Annotated in this window: 15 protein-coding genes; 5 read left to right on the top strand and 10 right to left on the bottom strand. The window is 49.5% G+C overall.

Features of this window, described 5'->3' with window-relative positions:
* Window positions 1-4: 4 nt before the first annotated feature.
* The 4 genes from McpCs1_RS05145 to McpCs1_RS05130 all read right to left on the bottom strand — a co-directional run bounded on the left by McpCs1_RS05145 (window position 5) and on the right by McpCs1_RS05130 (window position 4599).
* Window positions 5-2203, bottom strand: coding sequence for an elongation factor EF-2 (locus tag McpCs1_RS05145; RefSeq protein WP_338096193.1), 2199 nt, complete (start codon window positions 2201-2203; stop codon window positions 5-7).
* A 32-nt stretch (window positions 2204-2235) separates the two neighbouring features.
* Complete coding sequence (locus tag McpCs1_RS05140; RefSeq protein ID WP_338096192.1) at window positions 2236-2823, bottom strand: 30S ribosomal protein S7; 588 nt, start codon at window positions 2821-2823, stop codon at window positions 2236-2238.
* Between the two features lie 5 nt (window positions 2824-2828).
* On the bottom strand, window positions 2829-3257 hold the full coding sequence (locus McpCs1_RS05135; RefSeq protein WP_338096191.1) for a 30S ribosomal protein S12: 429 nt from the start codon (window positions 3255-3257) through the stop codon (window positions 2829-2831).
* 202 nt (window positions 3258-3459) lie between these two features.
* Window positions 3460-4599 (bottom strand): type III PLP-dependent enzyme domain-containing protein, encoded by a 1140-nt coding sequence (locus McpCs1_RS05130; RefSeq protein ID WP_338096190.1) that lies wholly within the window; start codon window positions 4597-4599, stop codon window positions 3460-3462.
* 57 nt (window positions 4600-4656) lie between these two features.
* Between McpCs1_RS05130 and McpCs1_RS05125 the strand changes: the two genes are divergently transcribed.
* Genes McpCs1_RS05125 through queC form a run of 3 tightly spaced genes read left to right on the top strand, consistent with a single transcriptional unit; the run spans window position 4657 to window position 6343 of the window.
* Window positions 4657-5064: a 6-carboxytetrahydropterin synthase gene (locus tag McpCs1_RS05125; RefSeq protein WP_338096189.1), complete on the top strand. Its 408-nt coding sequence runs from the start codon at window positions 4657-4659 to the stop codon at window positions 5062-5064.
* On the top strand, window positions 5061-5678 hold the full coding sequence (locus tag McpCs1_RS05120) for a 7-carboxy-7-deazaguanine synthase QueE (protein ID WP_338096188.1): 618 nt from the start codon (window positions 5061-5063) through the stop codon (window positions 5676-5678). Before McpCs1_RS05125 ends, McpCs1_RS05120 begins: the two co-directional genes overlap by 4 nt.
* On the top strand, window positions 5675-6343 hold the full coding sequence (queC, locus tag McpCs1_RS05115; protein ID WP_338096187.1) for a 7-cyano-7-deazaguanine synthase QueC: 669 nt from the start codon (window positions 5675-5677) through the stop codon (window positions 6341-6343). Before McpCs1_RS05120 ends, queC begins: the two co-directional genes overlap by 4 nt.
* A gap of 215 nt (window positions 6344-6558) precedes the next feature.
* On the opposite strand, the gene McpCs1_RS05110 is transcribed toward queC, so the two are convergent.
* From McpCs1_RS05110 to McpCs1_RS05100, 3 genes are read right to left on the bottom strand one after another with little or no spacing between them, the layout of a single operon-like run.
* Entirely contained in the window at window positions 6559-6903 is a 345-nt protein-coding gene (locus tag McpCs1_RS05110; RefSeq protein ID WP_338096186.1) for a hypothetical protein, read from the bottom strand.
* Between the two features lie 9 nt (window positions 6904-6912).
* Window positions 6913-7425 carry a GNAT family N-acetyltransferase gene (locus tag McpCs1_RS05105; RefSeq protein WP_338096185.1) on the bottom strand — a complete coding sequence of 171 codons (513 nt, stop codon included), beginning with the start codon at window positions 7423-7425 and terminating at the stop codon, window positions 6913-6915.
* Complete coding sequence (locus McpCs1_RS05100; RefSeq protein WP_338096184.1) at window positions 7374-8378, bottom strand: 2-hydroxyacid dehydrogenase; 1005 nt, start codon at window positions 8376-8378, stop codon at window positions 7374-7376. The genes McpCs1_RS05105 and McpCs1_RS05100 overlap by 52 nt, the downstream gene beginning before the upstream one ends.
* Before the next feature lie 136 nt (window positions 8379-8514).
* Between McpCs1_RS05100 and McpCs1_RS05095 the strand changes: the two genes are divergently transcribed.
* A complete protein-coding gene (locus McpCs1_RS05095) occupies window positions 8515-9015 on the top strand; it encodes an NUDIX hydrolase (RefSeq protein ID WP_338096183.1) in 501 nt (166 codons plus the stop codon).
* Between the two features lies 1 nt (window position 9016).
* On the opposite strand, the gene McpCs1_RS05090 is transcribed toward McpCs1_RS05095, so the two are convergent.
* Complete coding sequence (locus tag McpCs1_RS05090) at window positions 9017-10123, bottom strand: hypothetical protein (RefSeq protein ID WP_338096182.1); 1107 nt, start codon at window positions 10121-10123, stop codon at window positions 9017-9019.
* 64 nt (window positions 10124-10187) lie between these two features.
* Between McpCs1_RS05090 and McpCs1_RS05085 the strand changes: the two genes are divergently transcribed.
* Window positions 10188-11120 carry a cation diffusion facilitator family transporter gene (locus McpCs1_RS05085; protein WP_338096181.1) on the top strand — a complete coding sequence of 311 codons (933 nt, stop codon included), beginning with the start codon at window positions 10188-10190 and terminating at the stop codon, window positions 11118-11120.
* A 504-nt stretch (window positions 11121-11624) separates the two neighbouring features.
* Here McpCs1_RS05085 and hcp read toward each other — a convergent pair.
* Window positions 11625-13238 (bottom strand): hydroxylamine reductase, encoded by a 1614-nt coding sequence (hcp, locus tag McpCs1_RS05080; protein ID WP_338096180.1) that lies wholly within the window; start codon window positions 13236-13238, stop codon window positions 11625-11627.
* Window positions 13239-13797: 559 nt separating this feature from the next.
* Window positions 13798-15444, bottom strand: coding sequence for an ABC1 kinase family protein (locus McpCs1_RS05075; protein ID WP_338096179.1), 1647 nt, complete (start codon window positions 15442-15444; stop codon window positions 13798-13800).
* Window positions 15445-15484: the final 40 nt, after the last annotated feature.

Raw genomic sequence — 15484 nt, 5'->3', positions numbered from 1 at the left:
AAAATTACTCGAGGTAATCTTTCGGAGTTGGGATCTGATCTTTGAGACCCTTTCTCTTTCTGATACCGATAACGATCTCAGAAAGCATACCCTGCGGAACCGGAGAGAAGCCTGCGAACTCAGTGGACCACATTGCGCGGCCTTCCGTTGCAGAGCGGATGTCGCCTGCGAAACCGAACAGCTCTGCAACCGGTGCTTCGCCGTTGACCACAATCTGGTCACCCTCAGCCTCGGTCGTGGACAGCTGGCCGCGGCGTCCCTGAATCTGGGAAATTGCCGCACCCATCTGATCCTGCGGAACAGTGATCTGGATCTTCTGCATCGGCTCAAGCAGTGTGTCGCCTGCCATTAACAGAGCAGCCTTCAGACCACCACGGACTGCCGGAATAACCTGTCCCGGACCACGGTGGATAGCATCCTCGTGCAGCTTCACATCGTGGAGCTTAATGAGAACGTTCTGCACCTGCTCATCTGCGAGCGGTCCGCCGTCGAGTGCCTCGTGTATACCATCGATGACTAACTCCATCGTCTCATTCAGGTACTGAATACCTTTCGTGCAGTCGATGAGCATGTTCGAGCCATAGATATCCTTCACGCTCTTTGCCTCATCCTTGTCGAGACCAAGTGCGAAAAGCGCATCACGGCGTGCGATGTTGTCCATGTTCATCGAGATCTCACTGGATCGGATTGCCTCAAGAATGTTCTCCGGCATCGGCTCAACCGACAGGAAGAATCTGTTGTGTCTGTTCGGGGACTTACCCTCAACAGTTCCGTCAAGTGCTTTGGACACAGTCTCACGGTATACAACGATTGGCGGGGAGGTAACGATATCCACACCCTTGTCTCTCTTGATACGACCAGTAATGATCTCAAGGTGAAGCTCGCCCATACCTGCGATAAGGTGTTCTCCGGTCTCCTCATTGATGTTGACACGAACAGTTGGGTCTTCCTTTGCAACCTGGCGCAGAACCTCGATCAGCTTTGGCAGATCTTTGGTGTTCTTTGCTTCGACTGCAACGGTCATAACCGGCTCAGAGTAGTGCTTCAGGGACTCGAACGGAGTCATGTCCTTAATGGAAGAAACAGTCGATCCAACAATAGCATCGCTCATACCAGTAACTGCGGCAATGTTACCTCCAACAACCTTGTCGACATCCACACGGGTCGGGCCCATGAAGATACCAACCTGCTGAAGTCTGTTCGGCTTGCCTGCAGTACCGGAGATGTAGACCTCCATACCGCGGGTCAGCGTTCCCGAGAACAGTCTGCCGGTTGCAACCTCTCCTGCATGCTTGTCAAAAGAGATGTCAGTAACCATCATTGCTGCCGGACCCTTTGCATCGCAGGCATACATTGCCTTACCGATCTCAGACTCAACATCGCCGTGCCAGATAATGTGGCATCTCTTACCCTGTGCCTGAAGCGGGTTCGGCAGGAAGGTAACGACCATGTCAAGAAGAACAGCGTGCAGCGGTGAGGTCTTTGCTAAGTACTTTGTATCTCCCTCGTTACACTTGTCGATGATCGTCTGAAGGCTCACACCGGACTTCTTCATGTACGGAATTGAGATTGCCCAGTTGTAGAGAGCGGAACCGAATGCAACGTTTCCTTTCATCGGGTCAAGTTTCCATCCGCCGTTGTTGTAGAGATCCTCGTTCATTCCTTTAATGAGCTTGTTAACCTTGTCAATAACCTTGCCAAGGCGGATCATCATCTCCTGCGGGTCAACTTTCAGTTCATTGATAAGGCGGTCAACCTTGTTGATGAACAGAACCGGGTGGACACCCTCTTTGAGTGCCTGACGCAGAACCGTCTCGGTCTGCGGCATCGGCCCCTCAACAGAGTCGACGACAACGACAGCGCCGTCAACCGCACGCATTGCACGGGTAACGTCCCCACCGAAGTCAACGTGACCGGGAGTATCAATCATGTTGATGAGGTACTCGTGGTCGCCGATGGTGTGAACCATGGACACGTTGGATGCATCAATTGTGATTCCACGCGCCTGTTCTTCCTCGTCAGAGTCCATCCAGCATGCCTTGCCGGAAAGTTCCTCGCTGATCATTCCTGCTCCGGAGAGGAGGTTGTCAGAAAGGGTGGTCTTTCCGTGGTCAATGTGTGCAACGATACCGATATTACGGATGTACTGGGGCTCGTTCATGAGCTCAGTAATCTTTTCAACCATCTTCTTTCCGCGTGACATTATACACCATTAAAAAAAGAATTAATATTTGTTTACCGAGCCGACTTCGCAATCCGCTCGACTTCTTCCTTCCTTCCGACCGAGAAGCATTTTGCATCTCCTTTTGCTGCCATGATCAGCTCATTGGCGAGCACCTGTGATGCCGGTTTCTTGGTTTTGTGGGAACCTTTCCAGGTTGCCATGGCAATGTAGCGGAGTGCTGTGTTGACACGACGAATTGGAGCGGAGTCCACGGATTTCGGGACGTTGATACCGCCGTACTTCAGACGAACGGTTTCTTCGCGTGGGCCGGCGTTGGCGATTGCATCAACAAGGACCTGAAGCGGGTTCTGCTTGGTCTTCTTGTTGATCTCATCGAAGGCATCCATAACCATACGGGTGCACATCTGTTTCTTGCCGGTGTTGCCCTCTTTCTGCATCAGACGGTTGATAAGCCGCTCAACAATTGCCATCTGGCTTTTGGTGAACTGCTGCTGGGTCAGTCTGCCGCAGGAGCTCGGGACCTCGGTTGAGGTAACCGTGACGTAGCGGATAAGACCCGCATCTTTTACCACAACTTCGCTGGTATCCCACTTGTTGAACAGCAGGATTTTGCTGGTTGCAGCCTGTTCTTCTGTCATATTATTTACCTCCGTGACTTCTCTTTGCGTCCGATGACAAGCTCATTGAGGGTGACACCGTTGACGCCGATAACGACGAAACGGACTCCGGGGATATCTCCCATGGAACGTCCTGCACGACCGCCGATACCGCAGATAGTGACTTCATCGTGTTCATCGATGAAGTTGATTGCACCGTCGCCCACTGCGAATGCAGTGACCTGACGACCGTTTTTGATCAGCTGAACACGAACGCACTTTCTGATTGCTGAGTTCGGCTGTTTTGCTTCAACACCAACTTTTTCAAGAACGATTGCACGTCCAAGCGGTGCGCCTTCAAGTGGATCTGCTTTCAGCTTCAGTTTGAGCGCTCTGCGCGCATACACTGAGTCACTCCACCGGAATTTCTTGGCGGAGCGAACAAGCTTTCTTGCTGCGAATTTTCCCTGTCCCATTCAATTACCTCTGTTAAAGTAGATTTTTGGATAGATGAATCTTTATACGCAGTTTCCTGCGTGGTTTGTTCCCCAAAGAACGTGCACGTAGTTTGGAGAAACTATTCCTCTGTTGGAATATTGTGAATGCGGGGGCCTAAGTCCTTACGGATACCTTACCCTCGTATGTTCCTATACTTATGAGCAGGCTGTGTTAATAATCTTAATGGGAAGACCCCTCCGGGAGTATCAGTGTCTCCTCCGGTGCTTGCTGACCTCCAAACTGCTGAAAGGAAAGTGTGCAGGCGTAGCTTCCTGCGTTGGTGATGGTGATGCGGTCGCCTATCTCTGCCTTTGGCAAAAGAAAATCTTTTGCAAGAATGTCAGACGCGGTACAGAGGTTTCCAACGATGTCGACCATCTCCATTTCATCAGACTTCCCGTCAAGCGTAATCGTCCATGCATGATGTTTGGTGAAGAGTGGCTCTGTCGCTACATGATCTTCTTCGAGAAGAGCTGCAACCGCAGGTCGTGCAAATCCATTGAGTCCTCCGGCAACGATGAGGTACGTCTTTCCCCGGGATTTTTTGATGTCAAGAACTTTGGTTGTGTAAGTCCCTGCCTCGCAGACGATGAACCTGCCTGACTCGATGAGAAGTTTTGCCGGAATTTTCGATTGATATTTTCTCACGAGGAGGCCGCATGCCGTGCTGAGTTTTGCGAGGTCCACAGGTTTGTCGTCTGCGGTGTAAGGGACACCGATGCCGCTCCCGAAGTTGATGAAAGAAAGTTTTTCTCCAAGCTCGTTCTGAATTTTTTCCGCGAGAGCAAATACATTTTCATAGTATTGGTAAATCTTCTGCCAGTCAAGCTCCTGAGATTTGACATGCACATGAATGCCTGCTATCACAAGATGTGGATACCGAGAGAAGGCATCTCTCGTGCACAGCTCTTCATCGATGCCGAACTTTCCTGGCGTTCCAAAAAAAGATGGATTGATCCGGATGCCGACGGATTTTTTTATGCGGCGTGAACTTGCGATACTGTCAAGGAGTTCGAGTTCATGAAAGCTGTCGGCGATGATGATGCATTTGTCAAAAGTTTCCTCAAGGTCTGCAGCGGTTTTTCCGGGACCTGAGTAGTAAATGTTTTCCGCGGGAACTCCGGCAGCCTCCGCGATCAGGACCTCCTTCTTCGCGGCAGCGTCTGCCCCCACGTTCTGCGAAGCAATATAGGCGACGAGAGGCGCGTACGGGTTTGCCTTAATCGAGTACAAAATCCCGAACTCCGGCAGTGTGTTTCTCAGTTCGGCAATCTTTTTCCCAACGATATTTCCGTCATAGATGTACTGGGGTGCGGTCATGATACAGGAACTCTACCTCTATTATTATAGTTCACCAAAGGCAATATATTGAGAGCTATGGCTACCCGGATATTTAAAGAAACACATTTTGATGCATCCCACCGCCTGATGCATTATCAGGGTAAATGCTCCCGTTTGCACGGTCACCGCTGGGGAGTTGAGGTCTGGATGGAAGGAATAATTGATGCGACCTCCAAGATTCTGATCGATTACAATATTGTAAAGCAGGTTGTGGAGGTGTACGATCATCAGGTGATTCTGAACAAGGATGATCCTCTGGCAGCGGCGATTTTACCGTTCCAGCAGCCGGTCTTAACGAACGGCGACCCAACCAGTGAGCTCCTTGCCGAGGATATCAGATACCGGCTGAACTGTTTCTGCCGCGAGAATAGTATGGACGCTCAGGTAACCAAGGTCCGGGTCTGGGAATCTGACGGCTGTTACGCCGAGGTTGATGCGGAATGAAGATAACTGAGACGTTTGTCAGTCTCCAAGGCGAAGGGCTTCGTCAGGGCATGCCCTGCATGTTTGTGCGGCTTGCAGGATGTAATCTTCACTGTGCATGGTGCGATACAGAGTACGCTCTTGGCAATGCGATCGGTGTTGAGACGACCGCAGAGGAAATTATGGAAGCGGCAATCGCATCCGGAGTTTCGTACGTCTGCATCACGGGCGGCGAACCGCTTCTGCAAAAGGAAGAACTCGCCCCCCTCATTGCAGCGATGCATGAAGCAGGAGTCGTCGTGGAGATTGAGACGAACGGAACGATTCCCTTCATTGAGTTGCGGGATTACGCTTCCATCTGTATGGATGTGAAGTGTCCGTCATCCGGCGAGATGAGCGATCTGTCGCTGCTTTCCTCTCTTCGCGAGACTGACACGGTGAAGTTTGTGATCGGTGATGAGGCTGATTATCTGTATATGGTTGAGGTGCTTGCGGCGAACCCGAAGCTTCGCGCTCCGGTCTGCATCACGCCGGTTTACGGGACCGATACGAAGTGGCTGGTTGAGACGATCATTGCAGAGAAGCTTCCGGTAAGATTCCAGCTTCAGCTGCACAAAGTGGTGAACATTCCGTGAAGGCAGTCTGTCTGATGTCGGGCGGCATGGACTCAACCACGCTCGCATATATTGCGAAGGATATGGGATATGATATTCTGGCGCTTCACATGAATTACGGTCAGCGGACGCAAAATAAGGAACTTGCCTGCGCCCGCCGTGCTGCGGAAGCTCTCGATGCGGCGGACTTTGTTGAGATCTCGCTTGATTATTTTACGAGGTTTGGGACGAGCAGTCTGACCGACATGGATATCGCGGTGGAAGAGGGAACTCTCGGCAGAGCAGACCGCCCGAACACGTATGTTCCGTTCAGAAATGCGAATCTGATTTCGATCGCGACATCGTACTGCGAGTCGCGTGATGGCGATGCGATGTTTATCGGCGTGCAGTCAGGCGATCATATCGGGTATCCTGACTGCACTCCTGAGTTTATTGCGGCGATGCAGAATGTTATCCGAATCGGAACGCAGACGGAAAAGGAGATCAAACTGCTGACGCCGTTTGTGTCGATGAACAAAACCGACATCCTCCGCGAGGGCCTGCGCCTCGGTGTGCAGTACGAGGATACCTGGTCCTGTTATGATACTGAGGATACAGCGTGCGGTGTGTGCAGCTCCTGCCTCTCGCGGCTGAAGGCGTTTGCGGATCTGGGAATTGCGGATCCTATCCCGTACGCTAATCGTTGATTAAATGAAACGCGAAGAACGCGAATAAAAAATCGCCAATGGCGATTTTTAAAAATTATTAATGTTGGATGGTTATCTGTTTTGCAAAAACATTGATTTTTTTTATTCGCGCTATTCCGCGAAGCTGCGAAGCAGTGAGCACGACGAAACGGCGTGCGAAAAGGTGAGCAGGCCGTAGGCATGCGATTCGCGTTTTAAATTCTCATTCCAGAAAATTACTGATGATATTTCTTGTAGATCCGTAAGTACGCGAAAACCAGCACCGGCAGTCCGCCAACACAAACGATCACCAGCAGAATTCCCGCGATGGTGGTCTCAACGAAAAAGCCGAGAACACCGATAACAAAGTACGGAATACTGTAGACAGTCCAAAGGACTGCGTTTGCTTTGTTGTATGCAGAAACATCAGAAATTTCTGCCGGAGAAACAGTCGAGCCTGCCCAGAAGTGTATCGGTTTTTTGCTGCGGTATGCCCAGATACCGATGCATAAAAAAATGAATCCGCATATCCAGCAACAGAATGCCATAATAAACGAATCCGCGCCAAGTTCGGTAATCATTCAGTACACCTATGCGGGAAACTCCACGTATCCATTGATGCCTGCAAGAGCTCCGGGCACCAGTTCAACTCCGAGAACATACATCGATGGAAAATCTTCCGAGTGACTGATGCCAAAACCAGCAAGCTCGGTGAAGCCGAAGCGGCCATAGTACAAGGGACTGCCGACGAGAATCACCGCATCGTATCCGAGAGCTTTTGCACGGGCAAAACCTTCACGGATCAGGGCTGATCCGATACCCTGACTCCGGAACTCTTTCACCACTGCGATTGGTGCGAGAATCAGAACTGTATGTTCCCATGTGCCTCCAGTAATCCGGAGTTTCGTGAACATGACATGGCCGATGATTTTTCCGTCCGCCTCTGCAACGAGTGCGAGGTCGGGAACATAATTTTCTCCGGCCCGAAGACGGTCCGCGAACTCCTGCTCGGTTCCGGATGCTACCTCGGCGGTTTTGAACGCAGTTTCAATCAGCTGATAGAGCTCTTCAAACTCTTCTGGGGTTTCTGGTCTGATGAACATAGTTTACAGATATTTTGCGGCGTACCATTCAGGTAGGCACGGATGTTTTCAAAGACGATCTCTGCCCTTCTCTTCATCGACTCCTCTGAGGCAAAAGCGATGTGCGGCGTGAGGATGGTGTTTGGCGCATCAAGCAGAGGATATTTTTCCGGTAGTGGCGGCTCCATGTCAAAGACATCAATGCCTGCACCGGCAATTTTTCCCAGTCTGAGTGCTTCTGCGAGCGCTGCATTGTCCACAATCGCTCCTCTTGCACAGTTGATGAGAATTGCGTCAGTCTTCATCAGACTGATTCGTTCTGCATTGATCAGATGTTTTGTCTCGGCTGTGCTTGGAACATGCAGCGAGATGATGTCGCTTTCTTTCATCAGCTCTTCAAGCGTTACATAGGTCACGCCGAGTCGCTCTGCCTCTGCGGATTTTGTCCGCGAGTAGGCAATCACACGGGCACCGAACGCGGCAAACAGTCGTGCGGTGACTGTCCCAATCCTTCCGGTGCCAATGATGCCAACCGTTCTTCCGGCAATCTCTCTGCCGGTAAGTCCGAGACTTGTTTTGCCGACTCGTGTGGCAATATCACCTGTCGGGATTTTTCTGAGAACTGCAATCGTCAGACCAATGACGAGTTCTGCGACCGTTTCGTTTGAGTAGTTTGCAGCATTGCAGACGGTGATGCCGCGGCTTTTGCAGGTCGTTGTATCAACATGATCGATGCCGGTAAATGAAACATCGATCATCTTCAGCCGCTCTGCTGTGTGAATAACTTCTGCCGGATACGGATTGTTTGCGATGATCACAATGTCCTGATCCTGTGATCGTTTTGCAAGCTCGCCCGCGTCAACAGTTTTTGTATCATAATACGTGAAACGGTGTCCCTGGGCTATCAGATCTCCGGCGAGTTCATCGATGATGTGTTTTGAAACGCCGATTGGTTCAAGCAGACTGATGTTCATGGCGAGATTTTTCCGTAACTACTCATGAGACGGCAGATTTCATATACTAATGTGATTTTTTATTCGCGTTTCAGATTCTCATCCTGAGGATTTTTATCATCTCGCAACCAATTCACCAAGCAGAGAGCATGCTGTAATGCCGATCATTTACGATACCCCGCGCCTGAAAATTTCCACAAAGCCTGTACATCTTCCGAACGGTTTTGATCGTGAATACTTATTTGTCGAGCCGGTTCCCGCGGTCTGCATCCTTCCGACCGACGAACACTTCGTGTATCTTATCCGCCAGTACAGGGCGGTGATCGACTCCTACATCTATGAGGTTCCGGCAGGCGGCATGGAGCCTGAAGATACTGATCCTGTCATTGCCGCCCGACGTGAACTCGCCGAAGAGGCGAAACTGATTGCAGATGAACTTATCCCGCGTGGCTTTGTCTACTCGTCGCCGGGATTCTGCACGGAAAAACTCTGGCTGTTTGAGGCACGCGGCCTTTCCTCATGCAATGCATTCTGCTGCGACGAGGATGAGATCATCGAGGTTGTCCGCGTGAAAAAAGAAGAGGCTTTACAAATGGTAATCGACGGACGCATCTGCGACGCGAAAACCATCGCGCTTATAACGCGGAGTCTGCTCTAACTCAGAGCAGCTCCCTGATCCGTTTGGTGTCCCCCGTCGTGTTCAGCACCTCGCGTGCGGTCGGGTCGCCAATCAGCAAAAAGTTCGGCACCAGAGCATATGCAGGGAACCGCTTGAAGAACTCCTGCACCATCAGCTTGTTCATCTTGAGCAGCAGAAACTCCCGCAGCAGCTCATCCAGCTGATCCGGTTCTGCGGCTTTGACCCTCACCAGAAGATCATCCTCTAACACCGCAAGATGGCGGCTGTTAAGTTCAGCCATCAGTTTTCTGCTCTCAATCCCTTGCAAATACCGGACAATCACCGCCTGGGTTACCAGCACAAGGATGAGAATAATCGGGAACTCTGTTGGAAGAATCGTTATCTCAGCAAGATACTGACCAAGCGTCAGTCCCGGAAACATCATTGCCCCGACAATCAACAGTCCGGTAAACATAGCAAATCCGCTGATGTAGAGCCAGATCTTCAGCTTTGCCACCTCGCCCTCATCATTCTTTTTCGCTGAAAAGGATTTTCCGATGAAAAATCCGGGAGTATCAGGCTCTGCCATCACAATTTTTGTATAAAAGATCAGTATCACTGCTATCTGAACAATGATGATCAGCAGAAGATGTAAGTCGATCACATGGTAGAAGTAGAGAATCCCTGCACAGATGAGATCGGTCAGATAAATTACCGCAAATCCTTTGGCAAGCGGCTTGGCATTGATCAGAAATGCGTTCCAGAATATTTCAAGAAACGTAACCTTATTTTTTCTGACGGTTCGCAGAAGATTTGCGAGCCGCAGAAACTCTCTGATCTGTATTGAACTGCTGCCGTCAAACAGGCTGCTCGTTGAGTCAGAGCCAAGGGAAGGGATCATCATCAAAAAGAAGTAGAACATGTAGATGAAAAAGCTCCCGACAACCCAGAGCATCATAATATCGATTGGCGGGATGCCGTTCGCTGCACTGATGAGGCCCCAGATGATGAGAATTACTGCAGGAATGGGCACCCAGTATTTTGTTCTTGCAAGTCTGAGTTTTCCTTTCTCAAGTGTTCTGCCGTACTCTTCTTCAGTTTGAATCTGACTGGAGATGCGGGTAATCAGTAAATCTTTGGTGATCATGTTCTCATCCGGACCGCTTAACTTATTTACGTGACTGGAACCTATAATCTCTACTATAGTGATCATGGATACCGAGGAGAATAACCGAAAAAAACAGAACGCGGTCCGGTTGTCCATATTTTCAAATCTTTTTCTCACCATTGCAAAAATTGTGACCGGTTTGTTGATAGGCTCGGTCAGTATTATCTCGGAAGGCATTCACTCAGGAATGGATCTTCTTGCTTCGTTTGTTGCCTACTTTTCGGTGCGAAAATCTTCTGAGCCCCCAGACGCGGATCATGCGTTCGGTCACGGGAAGTACGAGGACGCATCAGGCCTGATTGAGGCTCTCTTAATTGTTCTTGCGGCAGGCATCATCATCTGGGAAGCGGTGCAGAAGCTGATTCACGGCGGAGATCTGATCTCGTTTGAGCTGCTGTATGCAGGTATGATTGTGATGGGAGTTTCTGCGGTGATGAACTTCTTTGTGTCGCAGAAACTGATGCGGGTTGCAAAGGAGACCGAGTCAATCGCTCTTGAGAGCGATGCATGGCATCTGCGGGCTGATGTTCTGACGTCATTAGGCGTGCTTGCCGGACTCATTCTGATTCAGCTGACGCACTTGGTGTTCCTTGACTCGGTTATTGCGATCATTGTTGCGCTGTTTATTCTTCGCGAGGCATACTTCCTGATCCGCAGAAGTTTTGCGGATCTGATGGATCAAAGTCTGGAACCTGAGGAGATTGAGAAGATTGAGGTGATCATCTGCCGGCATGCGAATGAGTACACAAACTTCCACAGTCTGAAGACCCGCCGCTCCGGGCCCGGACGGTTTGTTGAGTTTCATCTGATGATGCCGCATGCGACTCCTCTCAAAGAGGCGCATGCGGTACTGAAGGAGATCGAACATGATCTTGAAAATGAAATTTCGCGTGTCACGGTGATTGTGCATCTTGATCCATGTGATGGAAGATGCAGCGAGTATGTGTGTTCGTTTGTATGCAAACGGAAAAAATAATTTTTTATTTTTTACGTAGGACTTACGCGGTGTGAAATAGCATAAGGAAAAGGGATTCTCTGTCCTTGGTTTTATTTGGGGCAACCACGGAACACACTGAACACACGGAATACCACGGAAAAAACACAGAATACCGCTTCGCTTACGGAAAACACGGAAAGACTAAGAGTGCGGGTATTGGTATATGTCACCGTTTTGAGATGCCAACTTCCTTAGGCTTTCCGTGTTTTCCGGCGCCGCAGGCGTTATTCGTGTTTTTTTCCGTGGTATTCCGTGTGTTCAGTGTGTTCCGTGGTTACTCCAAGTGAGACCACCTACAGAAAAATCCCAAACAATGAAACTCATCACCATGTAAGTCCTATCCGAAGAAATTTTTCACGACATCATCCAAAAAAACAAATTCATCCACGATCGACAAAGCCGCCGGAGATTATCCGGCGGTTGTCACGGTCGCTGAAGATACCGCACAAACTATCGTTCATGCCAGCTATCTTCTCGTCTGATTCAGACGATGTGGAGTTTCTTCAGATCTGCTTCAACGGTGCTGTTCGGTTGTACGCCAAACAGCTTCACCAACGTGTTCAGCACATCAGGCGAGACGCATGCCGGTAAATTCGGACCGATCATGATATCCTTGATGCCAAGGGAAAGCAGAGTCAGGAACACAAGAATTGCCTTCTGCTCATACCAGGCAATGTTGAACGACAGAGGCAGAGCATTCACATCGGTCTTGAGCACCTTTGCAAGCTCTAACGCAATCACGACAAGTGAGTACGAGTCATTACACTGGCCGGCATCCAGCACGCGGGGAATTCCTTCGATATCGCCGAGGTCAAGACGGTTGTACCGGAATTTCGCACAGCCTGCGGTGAGAATGATCACATCTTTGGGGAGAGCCTTCGCAAACTCGGTGTAGTAGGCACGCTCTTTGTGTCGTCCGTCACAACCTGCCATCACGACAAAGCGCCTGATCTTTTTCTCTTTGATCAGCTGCAGAATCTTTGGTGCTGCCGCAAGAACCGCGTCGTGTCCGGCACCTGTTGTGACATCCGTCAGTTTAAGGTCCTGCGGAGCTTTGCATTTCTTTGCCATCGCAATGATCTCAGAGAAGTCTTTTGATCCGTCAGCCTTCTCAGGAATATGTACTGCTCCGGCAAATCCGACCGAACCGGTTGTGAAAATTTTCTTGCGGTACTCTTCGGGCGGGGGAACCAGACAGTTTGTGGTAAACAGAATCGGTCCGCCAAACTTCGGGAACTCGTCCTTCTGATTTGCCCAGGATGTACCGTAGTTGCCGATCAGATTATCATACTTGGCAAAGTCTGGATGTGCGTGGGCGACCAGCATTTCACCATGCGTGTAAACATCGACTCCGGTCCCTTTCGTCTGCTCAAGAAGCATCTCTAAGTCTTTGAGATCATGGCCGGTCACGAGAATTCCCGGTTTCGTTCCAACACCGCAGTGAACTTTGGTGATAGCGGTCGTTCCGTAGTACTTGTTTGCTTCATCAAGCAGTGCAAGCATCTTCACTCCCATCTTTCCGCATTCAAGAACCAGTGCTGTGCGTTCCTCAATGCTGTGCTTCTCAAATCTTGATGCAAGGCCTTTGTAGATGAATGCTACAATATCTGCATCGGTTTTCCCGAGAGCTTCGGCATGCGAGTAGTAGGCACACATTCCTTTCAGTCCGAAGAGAAGCAGGGAGAACAGCGACCGCTCGTTCTCGTCTTCGATTGCAAGAAGCCCGATGCCTCCCTCAAGATGAACGATGTCCTCTTCGGATGCAGGAATCCAGGAACATTGTTTTGGCTCTCCGGAAATTTTCGGATATGCGTCGCGGTAGCTGATTATTGTTTTCAGATATGTTTTGAACCGCTCTTTATCGAAGTTGACGTTGGTGAGGGTCGAGAACAAAATTGCGACAACATCTTTATCCTGTTGAACAGTATTGGCCGGAACTTTTGCCCCGGCAGGCTGGTGGATTTTCCGGTACGCAAGGCCGGAAAGCGCAAAGTTTACTGCGTCCTGATAACAGGCAGTGTCGTTGTCTTTTCCGCAGACGCCACCTGCTGTACAGCCGAGACCACGTGCGGTCTCTTCACATTGCTGGCAGAACATTTTTTTTCATCTCCTGTTTTTCCATTCAAAGGGGTTCGAACGGATACTACTGTATATGAGTCTTTGATTAGATGTAGTTGGAGATAGTACTAAAGATGGTGCTGACTCGCGTTTCAGCCCACGATTCCCACGACGGAACGGCGTGCTCACCGCTTCGCGGGAAAAACAGACGTACGTTCTGCCTCCCACGGAAAAACGGAGCACGCAGAAATTTCACAGAAAAAAAAACATCACGGAGTAGACGTGAACATCACGGAAATTTTCAAAAAAAAATTTAAAAATTATTTTGTGAAAGTCCGAAAATATTTTTTTGAGTAAGAGTTCCGTGATATTTTTTTCAGTGAGATTTTGTGGCCTACCACATTCACAAAATATTTCTGAAAAAAGTTTTAAAAATTATTTTGTGAGAGTCAGAAAATATTTTTTTGAATGAGAGTTCCGTGATGTTCACGTCTGCTCCGTGATGTTTTTCTGTGAAGCTCCGTGTTTTCCGATTTTCCGTGGGCGGCAGAACTTAATGAAAAAACCACTAAAAATAAAAAAATGAATAGAAAAAAAATTAATCCTTCTTGGATTTGTTTCCGCGGGTCTGCATCTTATAGAAGACAATCAGAATCACCACGATTGCCGCAATATAAGAGAGCAGGGAGAAGTATCCGGCTTCAGCAGGCTGACTCATCAGAACAAGTGAGAGACCGACCACAATTGCCGAGAGCATCAGACCAATAACCAGCTTGTCAATCGAACTCTCAAGCGTAACTCTGAGATCGCCGATCTCTTTTGCCGCCACATCGATTCTGAGTTTTCCTTCGGATGCCATCTCCAGAACCGCAGACAGCTGCTGCGGCACACGCGAAAGATCCTCGAGTCTGACTTTTGCGTCAAGAATTTTCTTCTGCACATTCTCTGGATCGCGGACATCTTCAGCGATCAGCTTCTTTAAGTACGGCTCTGCTTCCTTGGCAAACTCAAGCTCAGGGTCAAGCGTGAACGCAATGTTTGAAACAAGCATCAGCGCCTTCAAAAGTTGCATAAGATTTGGCGGAACACGAATATTGTTTCTCTGGAACAGCTCCTGAATTGCGCCAACGAGTCCCGAGAAGTTCATCTGGGCTCCCATGTCTTTGCTGTCCTGAAGAGCCAGATACAGTTCGCCGCGGAACTCATCGATGCCTGATGCAGGAATTTTCACACCGAGATTTTTGACATAACGAATCGTCATGTCGGTGTCAGCAGAGAACAGCGCAAGCATGAGAGAGATGAACTTGTTTCGCGTGTCCTTCATCAGAACACCGCAGACACCAAAGTCAAGGAAAACCAGATCACCTTTCGGCGAGACACGAATGTTTCCTGCATGCGGATCGCCGTGATAAAATCCGTTCTGGAAGATCTGAACCATGAAGGATTTCAGTCCGCGGCTGGCGAGATCTTTTGGATCCATACCCATCGCAACGATATCCTCTACCGCGTCGCATCTGACTCCTGAGACGAACTCCATTGCAAGCAGGCGTTTTCCAGAGAACTCCCAGTAAATTTTCGGGACCTTGATGCCGGGAATACCTGAGACCCGCATATTTCGTGCGAGCCGTTCCGCATTCATACCGTCGCGGGTAAAGTCCAGCTCTTTTTTGATCTGAACAGAAAAGTCATCGACAAGGGTTACCGGATTATAGAGACGAAGGTCAGGCCGTTTCTCCTCAATTTTTTCGGCAAGGGATCTGAGAAGTACGATGTCCTGCTCGATTCTCTCCTGAATGTTGGGGCGCTGAATTTTCAGAGCAAGCTCGGTTCCGTCCTGCATGACGGCCCGGTAGACCTGGGAGATGGATGCTGCGGCAAGCGGTTTTGGATCAAGCGAGGTGAAGACATCACGCCAGTCAGGGATGTACTCATCCAGCGTCGGGATAACCTCATCGAACGGAACAACACCAACTCTGTCCTGCAGCTTGGAGAGCTCATCGATCATCTCGGGCGGGAAAAGTTCGGTTCTCGTACTCATCAGCTGGCCGAACTTGACAAAGGTCGGACCAAGTTCTTCGAGGGCCATGCGGACTCTTGCATATATCGAGTATGAGCTGAAATCGTCCTGCGATGACTTCTTGGTGTTGATGAATCCCGGGAAAAGTTCGTTGAGATAGTAGGAAAATCCGTACTTCATCAGTACATCAAAAATTTGTCCGTATCTCCGGATGCTTACGCTTGCCATTGTATAGGTGTTATTTAGTCGTTTCAGATGTTAATAGTCA

Origin of the sequence: Methanorbis rubei (assembly GCF_032714495.1) — an archaeon.
Lineage (GTDB): Archaea > Halobacteriota > Methanomicrobia > Methanomicrobiales > Methanocorpusculaceae > Methanocorpusculum > Methanocorpusculum rubei.
Note: the sequence above shows the minus strand (reverse complement) of the source record. Positions and strands in the feature narration are given on the sequence as shown.

Excerpts from the sequence above, each read along its gene's own strand:
- McpCs1_RS05095 (WP_338096183.1), top strand. The coding sequence starts at position 8,515 with ATGCCGATCATTTACGATACCCCGCGCCTGAAAATTTCCACAAAGCCT.
- McpCs1_RS05100 (WP_338096184.1), bottom strand. The coding sequence starts at position 8,378 with ATGAACATCAGTCTGCTTGAACCAATCGGCGTTTCAAAACACATCATC.
- McpCs1_RS05120 (WP_338096188.1), top strand. The coding sequence starts at position 5,061 with ATGAAGATAACTGAGACGTTTGTCAGTCTCCAAGGCGAAGGGCTTCGT.
- McpCs1_RS05085 (WP_338096181.1), top strand. The coding sequence starts at position 10,188 with ATGGATACCGAGGAGAATAACCGAAAAAAACAGAACGCGGTCCGGTTG.
- McpCs1_RS05125 (WP_338096189.1), top strand. The coding sequence starts at position 4,657 with ATGGCTACCCGGATATTTAAAGAAACACATTTTGATGCATCCCACCGC.
- McpCs1_RS05075 (WP_338096179.1), bottom strand. The coding sequence starts at position 15,444 with ATGGCAAGCGTAAGCATCCGGAGATACGGACAAATTTTTGATGTACTG.
- McpCs1_RS05130 (WP_338096190.1), bottom strand. The coding sequence starts at position 4,599 with ATGACCGCACCCCAGTACATCTATGACGGAAATATCGTTGGGAAAAAG.
- McpCs1_RS05090 (WP_338096182.1), bottom strand. The coding sequence starts at position 10,123 with ATGATCACCAAAGATTTACTGATTACCCGCATCTCCAGTCAGATTCAA.
- McpCs1_RS05105 (WP_338096185.1), bottom strand. The coding sequence starts at position 7,425 with ATGTTCATCAGACCAGAAACCCCAGAAGAGTTTGAAGAGCTCTATCAG.
- McpCs1_RS05145 (WP_338096193.1), bottom strand. The coding sequence starts at position 2,203 with ATGTCACGCGGAAAGAAGATGGTTGAAAAGATTACTGAGCTCATGAAC.
- McpCs1_RS05135 (WP_338096191.1), bottom strand. The coding sequence starts at position 3,257 with ATGGGACAGGGAAAATTCGCAGCAAGAAAGCTTGTTCGCTCCGCCAAG.
- McpCs1_RS05140 (WP_338096192.1), bottom strand. The coding sequence starts at position 2,823 with ATGACAGAAGAACAGGCTGCAACCAGCAAAATCCTGCTGTTCAACAAG.
- McpCs1_RS05110 (WP_338096186.1), bottom strand. The coding sequence starts at position 6,903 with ATGATTACCGAACTTGGCGCGGATTCGTTTATTATGGCATTCTGTTGC.
- hcp (WP_338096180.1), bottom strand. The coding sequence starts at position 13,238 with ATGTTCTGCCAGCAATGTGAAGAGACCGCACGTGGTCTCGGCTGTACA.